Below are 15,988 nucleotides of genomic sequence, written 5' to 3' on the forward strand. Positions count from 1 at the left end.
ATCAGGACCCTGAAAGTGGAAGCCCCGGCGGCCCGCAGCGCCGGCATCAAGGTCAAGTCCGTGGCTGAACTGGTCGAGAAACTGAAGAACGAGGCGAAGGTGATCTGATGGCTGTTTTGGTTATTGCAGAGCATTCGAATGGCGCGCTGGCTGCCGCCACCCTGAATACCGTCGTTGCCGCGCAGAAGATCGGCGGTGACATCGCCGTGCTGGTCGCAGGCGCGAACGTCGGCACCGTGGCCGAAGCCGCCGCCAAGATCGCGGGCGTTGCCAGGGTGCTGGTCGCCGACGCCGCCGCCTATGCCCACCAGCTGCCGGAGAACATCGCGCCGCTGGTGGTTTCCATCGCCCGGAACTTCACCCACGTGCTGGCCCCGGCCACCACCAGCGGCAAGAACTACCTGCCGCGCGTGGCCGCGCTGCTGGATGTCGACCAGGTCTCCGAGATCGTTGACGTGGTCAGCGCCGACACCTTCAAGCGCCCGATATACGCCGGCAACGCCATCGCCACCGTGCAGTCCTCGGCGCCGGTCAAGGTCATCACCGTGCGCACCACCGGCTTCGACGCCGTCGCTGCCGAAGGCGGCAACGCGAGCATCGAGGCGCTGGGCGAGGTCTTCGATGCCCGCAGCTCGGCCTTCGTCGGTGAGGCGCTGGCCAAGTCCGACCGTCCGGAACTGACCGCCGCCAAGATCGTGGTCTCCGGTGGCCGCGGCATGGGCAACGGCGACAACTTCAAGCTCCTCTACGCCCTGGCCGACAAGCTCGGCGCTGCCGTCGGTGCCTCCCGCGCCGCGGTCGACGCCGGCTTCGTGCCCAACGACATGCAGGTCGGCCAGACCGGCAAGATCGTCGCGCCGCAGCTCTACGTAGCGGTGGGCATCTCCGGTGCCATCCAGCACCTGGCGGGCATGAAGGACTCGAAAGTCATCGTGGCCATCAACAAGGACGAGGAGGCGCCGATCTTCCAGGTCGCCGACTACGGCCTGGTGGGCGACCTGTTCGAGGTCGTTCCTGAGTTGGAAAAGGCCGTCTGAGCCGGCCCCCAGCCCATCCCTTGCCGGGCCGGCGTCCAGCGGCCCGGCGTTTCGCCAACCCCCCTGCCAAGAAACAACAACAATGAAGATTCGCCGTACCCCTGTGCTGGTCCCCGGACTGGCGCTGCTGCCCCTGTTCGCCCATGCCGACTTCCTGGCCGACAGCAAGGCCAGCCTCGAAATGCGCAATTTCTACTTCAACCGCGACTACCGCCAGTCCGGCGCGACGCAGTCCTACTCGGAGGAGTGGGCGCAGGGCTTCCTGCTGCGCTACGAGTCCGGCTACACCGAGGGCACCGTCGGCGTGGGCGTCGACGCCCTGGGCCTGCTGGGCCTCAAGCTCGACTCCAGCCCCGACCGCTCCGGCTCCGGCCTGCTGCCGTACTCGGCCAGCGACCGCCGCGCCGCCGACGACTATAGCGACCTGGGCCTGACCGCCAAGCTGCGCCTGTCCCGCAGCACGCTGAAGGTCGGCACCCTGCTGCCCAAGCTGCCGGTGGTGCAGTACAACGACACCCGCCTGCTGCCGCAGACCTTCCAGGGCGCGCTGGTGGAGTCGAAGGAACTCGACGACCTCGACCTGCAGGCCGGCCAGCTGCGCCAGGTCAAGCAGCGCGATTCGTCCAACGCCGAGGACCTCGGCGTCACCCGCGGCAACAAGCGCAACATCACTGCCGGCAGCCACCTCACCAGCGACCGCTTCAACCTGGCCGGCGGCACCTACCGCTGGAGCGAAAACCTCAGCACCAGCTACCACTACGCCAATCTCGAAGACCTCTACCGCCAGCACTACCTGGCTCTGCTGCACGTCCTGCCGATCGCCGCGGGCCAGTCGCTGAAGTCCGACATCCGCTGGGCGCGCTCCAGCGACGACGGCGGCAGCAACGTCGACAACCGCGCGCTCAACGCGATGTTCACCTACAGGCTGGACAACCACGCCTTCGGCCTGGGTTACCAGCGCATGTCCGGCGACACCGGCTTCGCCTACCTGGCCGGCACCGACCCGTACCTGGTCAACTACGTGCAGATCGGCGACTTCGCCAACAAGGACGAACGCTCCTGGCAACTGCGCTACGACTACAACTTCGCCGCCCTGGGCCTGCCCGGGCTGAGCCTGATGACGCGCTACCTGCGTGGCGACGACATCGACCTGCTCGATGGCCAGGGCGACGGCAAGGAGTGGGAGCGCGACACCGACGTCGGCTACGTGGTGCAGGGCGGGGCGTTGAAGAACCTCGGCTTCAAGGTGCGCAACAGCACCTTCCGCAGCAGCTTCGGCAACGACATGGACGAGACGCGGCTGATCGTCAGCTACAGCCTGCCGCTCTGGTAAGGCGAGGGCGGGCCGGAAGGGCGTCGCGTTCCGGCATCCGCCTGCGGCCCGCAGGGCTCAGGCCGCGGGATAGGCGACCGAGCCATCCGCCTGGACGACGGCGCCGGCCGTCAGCCGGGCGGGTTCCAGGCGGCCTTCGGCCATGATGTGGAAGACCGTCTCGCCCCGGGCGATGAGGTAGTCGCTGACGATGCGGCGGTGGCACCGCCACCACAGGGCTTCCGCGCACATGATCGCGCAGCGCCGCTGGCGCCCGGCCTCCAGCAGCTGCTCCAGGCCCTTGTGGAACGGCGCCGAGAGCGCGTAGTCGGCGTAGTTGTGGAAGCTGCGGTTGGCCCAGAAGCCATTGACCTGCGCCGGCAGGTCCCGGGCCTTGCCGCGCAGCCCGCCGAGCGCGGCCAGGTGCTCGTAGCCGATGCCGCAGCCCGCCAGCGCCGCGGGAAGCGTATCGGCATTGAACTGCGGGTTGCTCGCGGAGCGCGGAACCTTGCGGATGTCCACGACCCGCTCGACGCCGGGCCCGCGCAACAGCTCGACGAACGCCTCCAGGCTGCGGTTGGAATGGCCGATGGTGAAGAACGGAAGCTTCACGCGATGCCCGCGTCACGCCGGGGTGAGGGCGCTGCCCTTGTGCGCCGCGACGTGGTCGGTCCTGTCGCTCTTGATCTCGTACTGCGGCTCGTCTTCCGAGGCGTGATGGCGGTGGCCCTTGTAGTCGAAGTCGCGGGTGTGGATGGCGATGATCGTCCCCGACACCCGGCCGGCCTCGGAATTCCAGCTCACATGGTCGCCAATCTCGAATCGCTTGCTCATCGCCCAGGCTCCTCTTCGATACGGGCGCCGTCCGGGGCCGGGCAGGCCATATCGGAAATCGACGCCGCGAAAGTGAAAGTGCTCAGCTTAGCCCAGTTGCCGATACGGGGCGGCAGGCCCTCATGGCCCTGCCGCGCAGGCTTTGCGGATTTACCTTAGGAATTCTTGATACAAATCATTCTCAATGGCGTCGATTGGCGCCTAAATGCGGGCTCGTGATTCCCCATCCCCCGAGCCAAGGAGAAGACCATGCGAATCAACCGTGCCGTTCCCGTGATACTGGCGCTCGCCGCCCCGTTCGCGGCGGCCAAGGAATACCCCATCGGCGCCCCGCAGGCCTGCGGCGGGATGGAGATCGGCGCGGTGTACCTGCAGCCGATCGAGATGGACCCGCCAGGGATGATGCGCGCCGCCGCGCAGTCCGACGTGCACCTGGAGGCCGACATCGCCGCCACCGCCGACAACCCCAACGGCTTCCAGGAAGGCAGCTGGATTCCCCACCTGCGGGTGGCCTACGAACTGCGCAAGGACGGCAGCGACCAGGTCCTCAAGGGCGACTTCCACGGCATGGTGGCCAGCGACGGCCCGCACTACGGCGATAACCTCAAGCTGCTCGGGCCAGGCAAGTACCACCTGACCTACACCATCCTGCCGCCGTCGGAAGCCTCCATGTTCGGCCGCCACGTCGACAAGGAAACCGGCGTGGCGCCCTGGTTCAAGGAATGCAAGGTGGAATACGACTTCACCTATGCCGGCATCGGCAAGAAAGGCGGCTACTGATGCGCGGGCCGCGCCCGTTGCGGGTGCGGCGTTCCCTTCCCGAGAGTCGCGAGGCCGTCATGTTGCGCTCGTTCTTCTGCCTGCTGGCATTGTCGTTCGCCGTTGCCGCGAAGGCAGCGCCGCTCCCCACCTATGAGCTGACCATCAGCGATGGCCACTTCACCCCCCGGACCCTGGAAGTGCCCGCCGGGCAGCGCTTCAAGGTCGTGGTGCGCAACGCCGGCAGCGGGCCGGCGGAATTCGAGAGCACGCCACTGCGGGTGGAGAAGGTGCTCTCGCCGGGCGTCACCTCCTTCGTGGTGATCCACCCCCTGCGGCCCGGCCGCTATCCCTTCTTCGACGAGTTCCACATGGACCTGCCGCAAGGCGAGATCGTGGCGCACTGACCCGGAGCTAGCATGCTGCAATCCCTGTTCATCGTCTGGCGCGAAAGCGTCGAAGCGCTTCTGGTCGTCGGCATCCTGCATGCCTGGCTCTGCCATCGCCCGGAGCCGGCGCGCGGCCTGCGCATGCTCTGGAGCGGGGTGATGCTGGGCGTGGTGCTGGCCTGCTCGCTGGCCGCGCTCTTCATGCTGGCCGGGGAGTGGCTGGCGGGGCCGTCCGGCGAATGGTTCCAGGCCGCCATGGTGCTCTGCGCCAGCCTGCTGATCCTGCAGATGGTGGTGTGGATGCACCGCCACGGGCGCGGCATGAAGCGCCAGCTGGAGCATGACGCCGAGCGCAGTCTCGCCGAGGACGGCGGCTGGGGCGTGCTGCTGCTGGCGATGCTGGCGGTGGCCCGCGAAGGCAGCGAGACGGTGGTGTTCCTCTATGGCATCGGCGCGCAGCAGGGGGCGGACTGGACCTGGTTCGCGCTGGGCGGCGTGCTCGGCTTCCTGCTGGCGCTGGCCACCTACGCCGCGCTGCAGTGGTCCTCGCGGATACTGACCTGGCGGCGCTTCTTCCGCGTCAGCGAAGTCCTCCTGCTGCTGCTCGGCGGCGCCTTGCTGATGGCGGCGCTGGACCGGGTGGCGGGGCAGGTCATGGCGCTGGATCTGCCCGAGTGGTGCTACGGGCTGTTCGGCGACCCGCTGTGGGATACCTCCGCCTGGCTCAGCGACGGCCATGGCCTGGGAGCGGCCCTGGCCGGGTTCGCCGGTTACCGCGCCGCGCCCTCGCTGCTGGCGGTACTGCTGCTGCCGGCCTACTGGGCGCTGGCGAGCTACCTGTGCCGGCGCGGCGAGCACCACGCCGAGGCCCGGCTGGCATGAGCGACGCACCTTCCCCGCTGGCCCGGCTGGGGGACGGCATGCGCCGGCATGCCGGGCTGATCCGTGCGCTGCAATGGGCCGTGGTGCTGTTCTACGCGGTGCTGCTGGTCGTCCCGGCCTGCCTGGACCTGCCCCCGCCGCAGGCACGCATGCTGGACAACCTGGCGGTGTTCGCGCAGTTCGTGTTCTGGGGCATCTGGTGGCCCTTCGTGCTGCTGTCGATGCTGCTGTTCGGGCGGCTCTGGTGCGGGCTGTTCTGCCCCGAGGGCGCGCTCAGCGAATGGGCGAGCCGGCATGGCCGCGGGCGCGGCGTGCCGCGCTGGATGCGCTGGGGCGGCTGGCCGTTCGTGGCCTTTTGCCTGACCACCCTGTACGGGCAACTGGTCAGCGTCTACGACTATGCGCTGCCGGCGCTGCTGATCCTCGGCGGCTCGACCCTGGCGGCGATGCTGGTGGGGTTCCTGTACGGGCGTGGCAAGCGTGTCTGGTGCCGCTACCTGTGCCCGGTCAGCGGCGTGTTCAACCTGCTCGCGCGGCTGGCGCCGGTGCACTTCCGCGTCGACGAACAGCGCTGGCTGGCCAATGCCGGGCCGCACCTGCCGACGCCCAACTGCGCCCCGCTGATCGACATCCGCCGCATGACCGGCTGCGCCGACTGCCATTCCTGCGGCCGCTGCAGCGGCCAGCGCGGCGCCGTGGCCCTGAGCCCGCGCTGGCCGAACGAGGAAGTCGTCGTCCACGGCCAGCGCACGGAAAGCCCGTGGCCCGTGCGCCTGCTGCTGTTCGGGATGATCGGCCTGGCCATGGGCGCCTTCAACTGGACGCTCAGCCCCTGGTTCATCGCGCTCAAGCAGGCGGGTGCGGAATGGCTGGTGGCGCGGGGCATCGTCTGGCCTCTGGAGGCCAACGCGCCCTGGTGGGTGCTGACGCACTACCCGCAGAACAACGACGCCTTCACCTGGCTCGATGGCGGCGTGCTGGTGGTCTACGTGCTGGCCTGGGCGCTGCTCATGGGCGGCTGGCTGACGGCGGCGCTGCGCCTGGCCGGCCGGGTGGCGGGGCAGGGCCGGGCAGTGCATGCGCACCTGGCCCAGGCGCTGATCCCGCTGGGTGCCTGCGGGCTGTTCCTGGGGCTTTCGGCCACCACCGTGAAACTGCTGCGCTACGAGGGGCTGGCCCTCGGCTGGGTACAGCCGGCACGGGCCCTGCTGCTGGCGGGCGCCTGCGCCTGGACGCTGTGGCTGGGCTGGCGGATCCTCCGCCGCCACGGCGTTCCGCCCCTGCGCCAGCCAGGCGCCCTGGCCTGCCTGGCGCTGGCCTGCGTGCCGGTGCTGGGCGGCTGGTGGTTGATGTTCTGGGGTTGGAGCTGAGGCGGCGAGGCGAGCCGTGATGTAGCTGTCGACTTCCCGGCGGCCGAAGCTGGCGACGCCATCGAGACGGCAGTCCTCCGAGTCGATGAAGGTGGCCTGCAGGCGGTTGCTCCAGTCGGCGTTCGGCTTGTACTGCGCATAGGCCGTGAGTTTGAACGGGGCCACAGGGGACCGGTCATACCCTGCCAGTCCTTGCCGTCGGACTTCTCGCGGCCATGCATCCAGGTTGGAAGAGGCGGAGACTGCAATCGTCGGAAGGGGTGACCTGGGCGACAGGTCACTTCGCCCTGGGCATTTCAGATGGGCGCTGGCTTGCAGGTATGCCCGGCAGGGCGTCATCCTTCGGCTATCGATCGAAGGAAGGTGCCACTGTGGAAGCGTTCATGGAATTGGCCAGGCATGGCAGCTTTTCGTTTGGCATAGCGCTGGTCGTGGCGATTGTCGGGCAGATCGCCTGGCGGATATTGACCCCGGAAGTCGAGGCGGGCTGGTTCTATCTGTTCGTATCAGTGCTGCTGGCTGTGGTGGCTTGTATGCCTAACGGCATGCACTGGATGTTGGATATCAGCCATGTCGATCTGCGCGGGAATGCCCATTTCCCATATTCCAGGCTGTTCGCCGCGGACTTGATTGGAGCCTTGTTCGGCTCTGCACTGGGCTTGGCTGGCGGGCGCCTGGCCAGAAAGCGATTCAGGCCCTGACTCTTTCAAGCTGATCTCAAGGTCATAAGCTTGAAGCCGCCGCTTGTTGAGGTTTTTTCCTGCGGGTGAGACTTTCTGAGTATGTGAACGCTTGGGGAGTTCAATGCAGGCAAGAGACCGTAGTTTCCAATGCTGAAAAAGCCGATTGCCTGTAGCCTGGACTTCATGTCGTTCAGTCTATTCATGCCGATATGAAGTTTCTGGTTCGCACGGTGTTTGCCGTGACCCGCCCCCGAGTCCAGGGGGAAGCCAGAAAACAGGATTACGGTATCCCGGGTGATCTTCTGTATTGTCTCAAGTGTCTCAATATCACCATCCTCCCATTCATGAAGGGACGGGAGTGATATAAGAACACAATCCACCGAGTCTTTTCGAAGTTCGGCGTAATCGAACGGGGCGGGGAGCCTTCTAATACGGCCGAAGAAAATCAAGGGTGGCTCCTGATATGCTTCCGGGGTATCTGTGGGGCTACTGGAGATTATGATTCTATTTCGATGTTCAAGGAGCACCGGCCAAAAGAATCCAGGAGTATCGGATAACTCCAATACCAGAATGGGCTCTTCAGCGACTCTTAGCGCCAGGCGCAGCAGGCGTCTTATGCGCCATGTGATGAATTGCTTGCATATTCCGACGCTTGATGGTTTTCCGCCAACGCTATCGTTGCTGTGATGCCCGGCGCAGGAATATAGACGTTGCGATTCGTTCATGGGGCAGGAAACTCTACGGTTTCCGTCATTATCGATCGGTGCGATCAAGGGCTCGTCAAGGTCGTGTGAAAAAGTTGTAGAAGATAAGAAGTAACACTTGGCTCGGTACGCTTGGCCTGCGTAGAGGGTTGATTCCACTATTTTCATAGATTTTTTTCACGAAAGAATGACGACAGCGTTTCTAGCATGCCGGCGCCCGTCACCCGGCGACTTCAGGTTTCCGGATGGTGGGTACTTCCTTGTAGGTCCGGTATTTGCCAACGATGTTCAAGCTGCGTCCGCTCCGCCCCGAATGGGTAACCCTGCTAGCCAGTATCCTGTTTATTGCGTTCTATAATTTTCCACTCTGGCGACATCTGTTGCAGATCACGCCTGCTGGTTGGCCTGGCCGGGTGATGGCCGGTGCATTCATTCTGCTGGTGCTTATCTGCTTCAACCTGGTACTTACCCTCTTTGCTTTTCGAGGCGTGCTGAAGCCACTCCTGGGCATATTGGTGATCATCAGCGCCGGTGCGGCGTATTTCATGAACCAGTACGGCGTGCTTGTTGACGTCGAAATGCTGCGCAACGTGATGGAAACCGATCCTGCCGAGGTCCGGGACCTGCTTTCCCTCAAACTCGTTCTCTATATCCTGGTTTTGGGTGTGCTACCTGTCGTGCTGCTTTGGCGGTTGCCCATCGCATACCGGAACTGGTCCCGGGACCTGCTCTCGAAGGCCTGCGTCGGATTGGCTTCGATGCTGATGATCGGCGTGATCGCCCTGAGCAACTACCAGGGGCTGGCGCCTTTGCTGCGCAATCACCATGAGCTGCGCTTGCAGGTGACTCCGAGCAATGCCGTTGGCGCTCTGTTCAGTCTGGCCAAAGGCAAGGCCGCCAGTGTCAACAAGCCCATGCAGCCACTTGCGACCGATGCGGAATTGGCCGTCACCTGGCAGGCGCACCCGCGCAGATCGCTCACGGTTCTGGTCGTTGGCGAAAGCGCCCGGGCGGAGAACTTCTCCCTCAACGGCTATCCGCGGAACACGAATCCACGGCTCGGTGCGGAGCAGGGGCTCATCAATTTCAGCAACGTTCATTCCTGTGGTACCGAGACCGCCGTTTCGGTGCCGTGCATGTTCTCGAGCCTGACGCGGCAGCACTACAGCGATTCACAGGCCAAGAGCCAGGAAGGCCTGCTGGATGTGCTCAAGCGTGCGGGTCTACAGGTGCTGTGGCGTGACAATCAATCCGGCTGCAAGGGGACTTGCGACCGGGTCGTTTTCCAGGACATGAGCCATGCCAGGGATGCTGCGTTCTGTGGCGATGGCGAATGCCATGACGAGATCCTCCTGAAGGACCTGCAGGGCTACATCGACGGCATCGACCAGGACACGGTGCTGGTCCTGCACCAGATGGGAAGCCATGGCCCGGCGTACTACAAGCGCTACCCCAAGGCGTTCGAGAAATTCACGCCGGTTTGCCGCAGCAACGACCTCGGCACTTGCTCCCAGCAAAGCATCGTCAATGGCTACGACAACACGCTGCTCTATACCGACCATGTTCTGTCGAGCCTCATCGACCTGCTGCGGCAAAACGAATCGAAGCTGGATACGGCCATGATCTACATGGCGGACCATGGCGAGTCGCTGGGCGAGTACAACCTGTTCCTCCACGGTACCCCGTACCTGCTGGCCCCTGATCAGCAGAAGCACGTCGGGATGCTGGCCTGGTTCTCCCCCGGGTACCAGCAGTCGTTCTCGGTCGATAGTGCCTGCCTGCGCCAGCGTAGTGCCGAGCCCTTGTCCCAGGACAACCTGTTCCACTCGATGCTTGGCCTGCTGGAAGTGCGCACGCGCACCTACGACCCCAGCCTGGACATGTTCGCGAGCTGCCGCGATCCACTGGTCCGCCAGGCCCTCGCTTTCGACGACGCACAGGCAGGCACCGTTCATTGAGGTGTTCGGCACCTGCCGCGCGCTCGTATCGCGGTTCGCTCGCCCAGGTGTAGCGAACGCGTCGACCTAACAGGTTTTTCAGCAGTTCATGACCTCACCTTCACGAATGCAAGGGTAGTTTCTCCAGCACCCGAGCCTGCTCGATCGGCTGCCCGAGGAGCAGGCAATCATCCGCGGCCGTCGCAGGCCGGTTTGATGTTCTTCACTGCCTTTGGAGTCGTTGGTGATACCCCTCAAGCTGCGACGTAATTTCACAGGCCGCTGGGTATCACTGGTGGCGATTTTCGTGGCCTCGCTGGGGCTCAGTGGCTTCTTCCCGAGCCCACCGCTGGCGCCTCCCAGCCTCTTGAGAAGCGCTGCAAGCCAAGCCCTGTTTCGCGAGCATTGGCGCAACGGCGACCTGATAGTGCTTGTGCGGCATGCGGAGCGCTGCGATCACGCCGATGCACCTTGCCTTTCCTCCGCACAGGGCATAACCGCTCGCGCCCAGCCGGTCGCACGGGAGCTGGGGCATGCCTTCGAAGCACTTGGGGCCAGTGACGTCGATATCGTCAGCAGCCCCCTGATACGTGCGGAGCAGACGGCGGAAAACATGTTCGGCAAGTCGCCGCTCCAGCAGGCGTGGCTGTTCAACTGCCGGGGGGCGATGTTGAGCCAGGTGCTTCAGCACAAGGCGCCTCACCGCAACCTGATCCTGGTGACGCACAGCGAATGCATCCAGGACCTGGAATCCAGCATGGGTAATCCGCACCCCACCATGCCTGCCTACGCCTCATCCCTGTTCCTTGTCGATGACGGCAAGGGGGCGCCCTCGCTGCTGGGTTACCTCGATGCCGATCAATGGAACTCGATCGTTTCGACCCGCTGAACCCACTCGAGGATCACTGAATGCCTACGGTAACCCGTCAACGTTTCTACCTGGTCAATATCGGGTTTCCACTGCTCCTTGCAGGCCTGCTCTTCTGCATCTTCGACCTCACCAACCTGGACATACTGATCAGCAACCAGTTCTATGATCCCGCTACCCACAGCTTCGTACTCGAGCATGATCGTGCCTTTGAAAAGCTGACGCACAAGCTCCCCCGCATCCTTCCGGACACGACGGGCGAGGTGTCGGTCATCGGCATGCTTCTGTCCTTCCTGTGGCCATTGCTGCAGCGGGCCACGGGCGGACGAAGGATTGCCCTGCTGGAAAGCATCCGCCTGGCTCCTGCGTTGCGCTGGTTTGCCGCGCATCGTCGCGACTTCCTCTTCCTGGTGGTGTCGATCGCAGTGACCACCGGCGTCGTCCATTACTTCAAGAGCCACACGAGCGTATGGTGCCCCGTGGAAACCACGCTCTACGGTGGAGTACACGAGAAGCGCGAGTGGTTCGAGAACTTCAGGCTGCTGCATGAGGCTGGAGAGGGGCGTTGCTGGCCGGGCGGGCATGCTTCCAGTGGCTTCACGCTCCTTGCGCTGTATTTCGTGGCCCGTCGATACCGTTGGCGATTCACGCGGCCCTTGCTCCTTGCCGTGATGGTGCTGGGCATGATCTACGGAAGCACCCGGGTTCCCCAGGGCTGGCACTTCGTTTCGCACACGTTCTGGTCGGGCATCATCGTCTGGCTGACCATGTTCGGGACTGCGCTGGCGTTCTACGGTCGCGAGCGCCTGAGCCAGCCGATAGCGTTCGAAGGCACCCTTCCATCAGGTGCTGCGAGCGTGCCCGTTACAGCCGGCTGAGCCGTCCTCGTAGCGCCGGTGGAAGAAGGGGCGTTGGCAAACGACGCCCCAGAAGGTCATTCCAGGTGGAGGGCCTTCAAAAATGCCCGCGCCATCGGCGCATTGCTGCTCCGGGCCAGGCCGCGCACCTTCATGGGCACGAAAGACCCTGGCCAACTATTCGTTGGATGCGATGGCGCGGCCGGCAGGCAAGCCGTTGGCTGCACGCGGCTTCCGGCCAGTGAGGTAGAGGACGCCGACCAGCACCGCCAGGAGCACCAGCGACGAGCCCACGGTGCCGAAGCCCAGGCCGCCCTTGTCGTGGGTTTTGGTCAGGACGTCGCCTAGGGTCGCGCCGAACGGGCGAGTCAGTACGAATGCGAGCCAGAACAGCAGGACATGGGACAGCCTGGTGAACCTGTACGCCATGACGATCACCAGGATCAGCCCGCCGATCAGCAAGGCGCCGCCGGCGAATCCCAGGCCCGAATCGTCGGCCAGGTAGTCGCCCAGTGCGGTGCCCAGCGTGTTGGAAACCAGTATCGCGGTCCAGTAGAACAGCTCGCCTCGCCGGCTCCGGACGTTATCCACCGACAGTGACCGCTCGCTGAGATACCACGCCAGGAGCACGCAGCACAGCAACGAGACCAGGATAGTCGCGCCCGCGGCGTATCCCAGCCCTACGGAGCGATCAAGGAAGTCGGAGATCGTGGTGCCTGCCGTACTGGTGGTGAGGATGACGGTCCAGTAGAGAAGGGGATGGAACTCCTTTGCCCGCAGCTGGCCTGCAAGCGACGCGAGGAAGCATCCGATCAGCATCAGGGAACTGAGGGCATAGCCGATGTCGAGGGTCATCGACAACAAGTCACCCGCGGTTTCACCGAGTGTCGTGGCGCAAATCTTCATCACCCAGAAGGCCAGGGTGATCTGTGGCAATTTGTTCATTGGAAGTCCCCAGGAAATACCCTGCGACGTGCAAGGTTGGGGGCGACCTTAAGGACGGTGGCGTGAAGGCCTTTGAAACATGCTTGAAGAATTTGTCATTTTCCAAGCCGGTCGTTTCTGCAATGTCGCCGGCGCCGCGCGGCTGCTGGGCATCACTCGCCGGCAGTTGGAGCATCGCCTGAAGACGCGCCAGCCTAGCGACGCCGGTATGGCGGATTGATCGCTCGGCACCCTTCGGCAACGAGGCCGAAGGGTGCTCGGGATCGCTGAATTCTGGTTGCTCTATTCAGAGAGTCGATCGAACTTTTATTCGATCGAAAACAGAAGGGTTCTTCACTTTTAAAATGCTAGGTATTTCCCGCCCGCTAATATAGCCGCTGCGCGTAAAAACACCCTCGCCAAATAGTATATGAATCCGCAATCCATAAGGGCTGCAGGGGCTCTTGATGTTCTGCTGGTTCATGTTACGCCTTCGCTTGAAACCATTCTGCAATATTCAAAAAACAAGAATCTGCCCCGGTTTGGGGACAAGGACTTCGCCTGTGGCGGAGAACTTTGTGGGAACCGAATTCTTTGGGTGGCAGTTGCCGCCTTTATCGAAGATCAGGAGATTCTTGATGCGTAGTATTTCTGCACTGGGCGGGATGGGGATTTGTGCCGGGGCATTACTCGTTCTGAGTGTTCCGGCGCAGGCGGGGGTCGATGCCAGGCTGTTGGAAATGCTCAAGGCCAATGGCTCGATCAGCGCCGCCCAGTACACCGAACTCACGGCCGAGCTGGACAAGGAGAACCAGGTCGCCGCGGAACAGGCCAAGGCCAAGAAGGAGCAGATGAGCGCCTTCGAGCAGAGCATCGCCTGGGCCGCCAGGACCCAGGTGAAGGGCGATGTCCGAGTGCGCCAGGAAACCGTGCATGCGCAGAACAGCGGCACCAAGGGGGACCAGAACCGCCAGCGCATCCGCGCCCGGGTCGGCTTCTACAGCCAGATCAACCCGCAGGTGGACACCGGCATCCGCATTGCCACCGGCAGTGGCGACGATGCCCGCTCCACCAACCAGAGCATGGACAACTACTTCGACAAGAAGCAGCTGTGGCTGGACCAGGCCTATATCGACTTCCACCCCGCCGCGGTGAAGAACCTGCACCTGATCGGCGGCAAGATGAGCCAGCCGTGGGTCAGCGAAGGCGACGTCATCTGGGACGGCGACATCAACCCCGAAGGCCTTGCCGTCACCTACAAGTATCCGCTGGGTGGCAGTGCCGAACTCTTCGGTAGCGCGGGCTACTTCGACCTGAAGGACAACGTCGATGGCGAAGGTTATGCGTTCCAGCATGACCTGCGCCTGTACAGTGGCCAGTTCGGCACGCGTTTCAGCCCCGTCGACGGCATCAAGGCGACCCTCGGGGCGAGCCTCTACGCGTACGACAACGATGCCGACAGCGCTTGCGGTTCGGCCACCACGACGCCGTGCCAGCTTTCCGCCAATGGCAATACCACCAAGGACTTCCGCCTCTACGAAGGTTTCGGCCAGTTGGACTTCGGCAACCTGCCGGTTCCGCTTTCGCTTTACGGCCAGTATGTGGTCAACCAGGCGACCGACAGTAATGCGGATACGGCCTGGCTGACCGGTGCAAAGACCAGGCTGGGTGATTTCAGCTTCGACTACAACTATCGCGACGTACAGCGCAACGCGGTGGTCGGCGCCTTTACCGATTCGGACTTCGCCAATGGCTATAGCGCGTCCCGCGGCCACAAGTTCAAGGTCGCCTACGATATCGACAAGAACTTCGCTCTGGGCGCCACTTACTTCATGGCCAAGTCGGACGCTGCCAGTGGTACGCGTAACGATGCGGACATCGATACGCTGCAACTGGACCTGGAAGCCAAGTTCTAGGTTTGTTGCGGATTAACAAACCTTTTTCGAAGTATCAGTTAATACCGCGTGTTCCATATATCGAGGGTCGCCCGTTGACTTCATTCAAGCCGCCTTGAGTTCGTGAATGCCGGCTTCGGCCGTCCGATTCATTCCCCTTGGCCGCCACGACGACCCCATGCGTCGTGGCGGCTTTTTCGTGGGGGATCAGAGAGCTTTGTGTAGGAGCGGGCCCTGCCCGCGAAATCGCGCGCAGGGCGCGCTCCTACATGGGAATGGTGTCGGTGGGGCAGCGTAGGAGCGAATCTCATCCGCGAACCGCGCCGGGACCTCCGGCTATCGCGGACAAGGTCCGCTCCTACGGGGGAGCAATACCGTGTTTCCCGGCAACCTGTAGGAGCGGGCCCTGCCCGCGATTTCGCGCGCAGGGCGCGCTCCTACATGGGAATGGTGCCGGTGGGGCGGCGTAGGAGCGAATCTCATCCGCGAACCGCGCTGGAACCTCCGGCTATCGCGGACAAGGTCCGCTCCTACGGGGGAGCAATACCGTGTTTCCCGGCAACCTGTAGGAGCGGGCCCTGCCCGCGAAATCGAGCGCAGGGCGCGCTCCTACATGGGAATGGTGTCGGTGGGGCAGCGTAGGAACGGATCTCATCCGCGAACCGCGGCGGGACCTCAGGCTATCGCGGACAAGGTCCGCTCCTACGGGGGAGAAATACCGTGTTTCCCGGCAACCTGTAGGAGCGGGCCCTGCCCGCGAAATCGCGCGCAGGGCGCGCTCCTACATGGGAATGGTGTCGGTGGGGCAGCGTAGCGGATCTCATCCGCGAACCGCGCCGGGACCTCAGGCTATCGCGGACAAGGTCCGCTCCTACGGGGGAGAAATACCGTGTTTCCCGGCAACCTGTAGGAGCGGGCCCTGCCCGCGATTTCGCGCGCAGGGCGCGCTCCTACATGGGAATGGTGTCGGTGGGGCGGCAAGGAGCGGATCTCATCCGCGAACCGTGCCGGAACCTCCGGCTATCGCGGACAAGGTCCGCTCCTACGACAGGCGGAACGACGGAGCCGGGGCCAGCGGCGGATAACGCCTGGGGCGTTATGCGCCCTACGGTGCGATGGGGGAGCGCCCGAGGGCGGGATAACCGGCCGGCGTCCTTGCCTGGCCCCCTCGGGCGCTCGGTTTCACTATGTTTCCGCCTGAGGTCCGGAGCGATTGACCGGGATCAATGCCTGCGGGCTGTTTCCGTGCGCAATGGTCGCACCGTTCAGTTGTCGTTCAGGTTTGGCGCTTCTTGCCCCGGGCCGGTGGGGCCATTCCCGCCAGGCCCTGGCAGGATCAGCTTCCTTGCACCCAGTCGCGGGGATCCTGGGAGAAGTAGTGCCTGTTCAGGTCCAGGGCGTCGTAGGCGGCGGGATCGGCGTCGCGCTTCTCCCGGGCCTTCTCCAGCTGGGCGCAGCCCGTGGAGAAGAGAATGGCGAGCAACGGAATGACGATGGAAAGGCTTTTCATGTGCGAACCTGCCAGGTCGAGTTGAAC

Annotated in this window: 18 protein-coding genes and 2 pseudogenes; 14 read left to right on the forward strand and 6 right to left on the reverse strand. The window is 63.9% G+C overall.

Translation table 11 applies throughout. The annotated features are described in order from the left end of the window. From DK254_RS27795 to DK254_RS27805, 3 genes and pseudogenes are all read left to right on the forward strand, one after another. Window positions 1-108, forward strand: a pseudogene (locus tag DK254_RS27795) (electron transfer flavoprotein subunit beta/FixA family protein); the annotation flags it as partial. Beyond that, complete coding sequence (locus tag DK254_RS27800; protein WP_109936404.1) at window positions 108-1,037, forward strand: electron transfer flavoprotein subunit alpha/FixB family protein; 930 nt, start codon at window positions 108-110, stop codon at window positions 1,035-1,037. The pseudogene DK254_RS27795 and the gene DK254_RS27800, both read left to right, overlap by 1 nt. An 82-nt stretch (window positions 1,038-1,119) precedes the next feature. Continuing rightward, window positions 1,120-2,370 carry an OprD family porin gene (locus DK254_RS27805; protein ID WP_109936405.1) on the forward strand — a complete coding sequence of 417 codons (1,251 nt, stop codon included), beginning with the start codon at window positions 1,120-1,122 and terminating at the stop codon, window positions 2,368-2,370. A 57-nt stretch (window positions 2,371-2,427) separates the two neighbouring features. On the opposite strand, the gene DK254_RS27810 is transcribed toward DK254_RS27805, so the two are convergent. Together DK254_RS27810 and DK254_RS27815 are read right to left on the reverse strand one after the other, a co-directional pair. Then, entirely contained in the window at window positions 2,428-2,961 is a 534-nt protein-coding gene (locus DK254_RS27810; protein ID WP_109936406.1) for a DUF488 family protein, read from the reverse strand. Between the two features lie 12 nt (window positions 2,962-2,973). Next, window positions 2,974-3,183, reverse strand: coding sequence for a DUF2945 domain-containing protein (locus DK254_RS27815; protein WP_109936407.1), 210 nt, complete (start codon window positions 3,181-3,183; stop codon window positions 2,974-2,976). 249 nt (window positions 3,184-3,432) lie between these two features. Here DK254_RS27815 and DK254_RS27820 point away from each other — a divergent pair, with 249 nt between their 5' ends. Genes DK254_RS27820 through DK254_RS27835 form a run of 4 tightly spaced genes read left to right on the forward strand, consistent with a single transcriptional unit; the run spans window position 3,433 to window position 6,583 of the window. After that, window positions 3,433-3,963, forward strand: coding sequence for an iron transporter (locus tag DK254_RS27820; RefSeq protein WP_109936408.1), 531 nt, complete (start codon window positions 3,433-3,435; stop codon window positions 3,961-3,963). A 59-nt stretch (window positions 3,964-4,022) separates the two neighbouring features. Then, complete coding sequence (locus DK254_RS27825; RefSeq protein ID WP_089392323.1) at window positions 4,023-4,349, forward strand: cupredoxin domain-containing protein; 327 nt, start codon at window positions 4,023-4,025, stop codon at window positions 4,347-4,349. A 12-nt stretch (window positions 4,350-4,361) separates the two neighbouring features. Then, window positions 4,362-5,213, forward strand: coding sequence for an FTR1 family protein (locus DK254_RS27830; protein ID WP_109936409.1), 852 nt, complete (start codon window positions 4,362-4,364; stop codon window positions 5,211-5,213). After that, a complete protein-coding gene (locus DK254_RS27835) occupies window positions 5,210-6,583 on the forward strand; it encodes a 4Fe-4S binding protein (protein ID WP_109936410.1) in 1,374 nt (457 codons plus the stop codon). Before DK254_RS27830 ends, DK254_RS27835 begins: the two co-directional genes overlap by 4 nt. On the opposite strand, the pseudogene DK254_RS34955 reads toward DK254_RS27835, so the two are convergent. Then, window positions 6,560-6,810 (reverse strand): annotated as a pseudogene (locus DK254_RS34955) (TonB-dependent siderophore receptor); the annotation flags it as partial. The gene DK254_RS27835 and the pseudogene DK254_RS34955 sit on opposite strands and share 24 nt — an antisense overlap. 144 nt (window positions 6,811-6,954) lie before the next feature. On the opposite strand from DK254_RS34955, the gene DK254_RS27845 reads away from it, so the two are divergent. After that, window positions 6,955-7,284, forward strand: a complete 330-nt coding sequence (locus DK254_RS27845) for a hypothetical protein (RefSeq protein WP_109936411.1) — start codon at window positions 6,955-6,957, stop codon at window positions 7,282-7,284. A 5-nt stretch (window positions 7,285-7,289) separates the two neighbouring features. On the opposite strand, the gene DK254_RS33950 is transcribed toward DK254_RS27845, so the two are convergent. Continuing rightward, complete coding sequence (locus tag DK254_RS33950; protein WP_146219659.1) at window positions 7,290-7,991, reverse strand: hypothetical protein; 702 nt, start codon at window positions 7,989-7,991, stop codon at window positions 7,290-7,292. 263 nt (window positions 7,992-8,254) lie between these two features. Between DK254_RS33950 and DK254_RS27850 the strand changes: the two genes are divergently transcribed. From DK254_RS27850 to DK254_RS27860, 3 genes are all read left to right on the forward strand, one after another. Next, window positions 8,255-9,928 (forward strand): phosphoethanolamine transferase, encoded by a 1,674-nt coding sequence (locus tag DK254_RS27850; RefSeq protein WP_109936412.1) that lies wholly within the window; start codon window positions 8,255-8,257, stop codon window positions 9,926-9,928. Window positions 9,929-10,151: 223 nt separating this feature from the next. Next, window positions 10,152-10,796: a histidine phosphatase family protein gene (locus DK254_RS27855; RefSeq protein ID WP_256595971.1), complete on the forward strand. Its 645-nt coding sequence runs from the start codon at window positions 10,152-10,154 to the stop codon at window positions 10,794-10,796. Window positions 10,797-10,816: 20 nt separating this feature from the next. Next, on the forward strand, window positions 10,817-11,653 hold the full coding sequence (locus tag DK254_RS27860) for a phosphatase PAP2 family protein (protein ID WP_109936414.1): 837 nt from the start codon (window positions 10,817-10,819) through the stop codon (window positions 11,651-11,653). A gap of 156 nt (window positions 11,654-11,809) precedes the next feature. Here DK254_RS27860 and DK254_RS27865 read toward each other — a convergent pair whose 3' ends face one another. Next, on the reverse strand, window positions 11,810-12,577 hold the full coding sequence (locus DK254_RS27865; RefSeq protein WP_109936415.1) for a hypothetical protein: 768 nt from the start codon (window positions 12,575-12,577) through the stop codon (window positions 11,810-11,812). Between the two features lie 79 nt (window positions 12,578-12,656). On the opposite strand from DK254_RS27865, the gene DK254_RS27870 reads away from it, so the two are divergent. The 3 genes from DK254_RS27870 to DK254_RS27875 all read left to right on the forward strand — a co-directional run bounded on the left by DK254_RS27870 (window position 12,657) and on the right by DK254_RS27875 (window position 14,472). Next, a complete protein-coding gene (locus tag DK254_RS27870) occupies window positions 12,657-12,797 on the forward strand; it encodes a helix-turn-helix domain-containing protein (protein WP_256595972.1) in 141 nt (46 codons plus the stop codon). A 189-nt stretch (window positions 12,798-12,986) separates the two neighbouring features. Next, window positions 12,987-13,202 (forward strand): hypothetical protein, encoded by a 216-nt coding sequence (locus DK254_RS33955; RefSeq protein ID WP_146219660.1) that lies wholly within the window; start codon window positions 12,987-12,989, stop codon window positions 13,200-13,202. Then, entirely contained in the window at window positions 13,195-14,472 is a 1,278-nt protein-coding gene (locus DK254_RS27875; RefSeq protein WP_109936416.1) for a putative porin, read from the forward strand. The genes DK254_RS33955 and DK254_RS27875 overlap by 8 nt, the downstream gene beginning before the upstream one ends. Window positions 14,473-15,787: 1,315 nt before the next feature. Here the strand turns inward: DK254_RS27875 and DK254_RS34230 are convergent. Then, on the reverse strand, window positions 15,788-15,961 hold the full coding sequence (locus DK254_RS34230; protein ID WP_158546448.1) for a hypothetical protein: 174 nt from the start codon (window positions 15,959-15,961) through the stop codon (window positions 15,788-15,790). Window positions 15,962-15,988: the final 27 nt, after the last annotated feature.

The organism is Pseudomonas sp. RW407, from assembly GCF_003176655.1.
In the GTDB taxonomy this organism is placed as follows: Bacteria; Pseudomonadota; Gammaproteobacteria; order Pseudomonadales; family Pseudomonadaceae; genus Pseudomonas; species Pseudomonas delhiensis.

Coding starts and splice junctions, on each gene's coding strand:
- DK254_RS27800 (WP_109936404.1), top strand. CDS start 108: ATGGCTGTTTTGGTTATTGCAGAGCATTCGAATGGCGCGCTGGCTGCC.
- DK254_RS27805 (WP_109936405.1), top strand. CDS start 1,120: ATGAAGATTCGCCGTACCCCTGTGCTGGTCCCCGGACTGGCGCTGCTG.
- DK254_RS27815 (WP_109936407.1), bottom strand. CDS start 3,183: ATGAGCAAGCGATTCGAGATTGGCGACCATGTGAGCTGGAATTCCGAG.
- DK254_RS27820 (WP_109936408.1), top strand. CDS start 3,433: ATGCGAATCAACCGTGCCGTTCCCGTGATACTGGCGCTCGCCGCCCCG.
- DK254_RS27825 (WP_089392323.1), top strand. CDS start 4,023: ATGTTGCGCTCGTTCTTCTGCCTGCTGGCATTGTCGTTCGCCGTTGCC.
- DK254_RS27830 (WP_109936409.1), top strand. CDS start 4,362: ATGCTGCAATCCCTGTTCATCGTCTGGCGCGAAAGCGTCGAAGCGCTT.
- DK254_RS27835 (WP_109936410.1), top strand. CDS start 5,210: ATGAGCGACGCACCTTCCCCGCTGGCCCGGCTGGGGGACGGCATGCGC.
- DK254_RS33950 (WP_146219659.1), bottom strand. CDS start 7,991: ATGAACGAATCGCAACGTCTATATTCCTGCGCCGGGCATCACAGCAAC.
- DK254_RS27850 (WP_109936412.1), top strand. CDS start 8,255: ATGTTCAAGCTGCGTCCGCTCCGCCCCGAATGGGTAACCCTGCTAGCC.
- DK254_RS27860 (WP_109936414.1), top strand. CDS start 10,817: ATGCCTACGGTAACCCGTCAACGTTTCTACCTGGTCAATATCGGGTTT.
- DK254_RS27865 (WP_109936415.1), bottom strand. CDS start 12,577: ATGAACAAATTGCCACAGATCACCCTGGCCTTCTGGGTGATGAAGATT.
- DK254_RS27870 (WP_256595972.1), top strand. CDS start 12,657: ATGCTTGAAGAATTTGTCATTTTCCAAGCCGGTCGTTTCTGCAATGTC.
- DK254_RS33955 (WP_146219660.1), top strand. CDS start 12,987: ATGAATCCGCAATCCATAAGGGCTGCAGGGGCTCTTGATGTTCTGCTG.
- DK254_RS27875 (WP_109936416.1), top strand. CDS start 13,195: ATGCGTAGTATTTCTGCACTGGGCGGGATGGGGATTTGTGCCGGGGCA.
- DK254_RS34230 (WP_158546448.1), bottom strand. CDS start 15,961: ATGAAAAGCCTTTCCATCGTCATTCCGTTGCTCGCCATTCTCTTCTCC.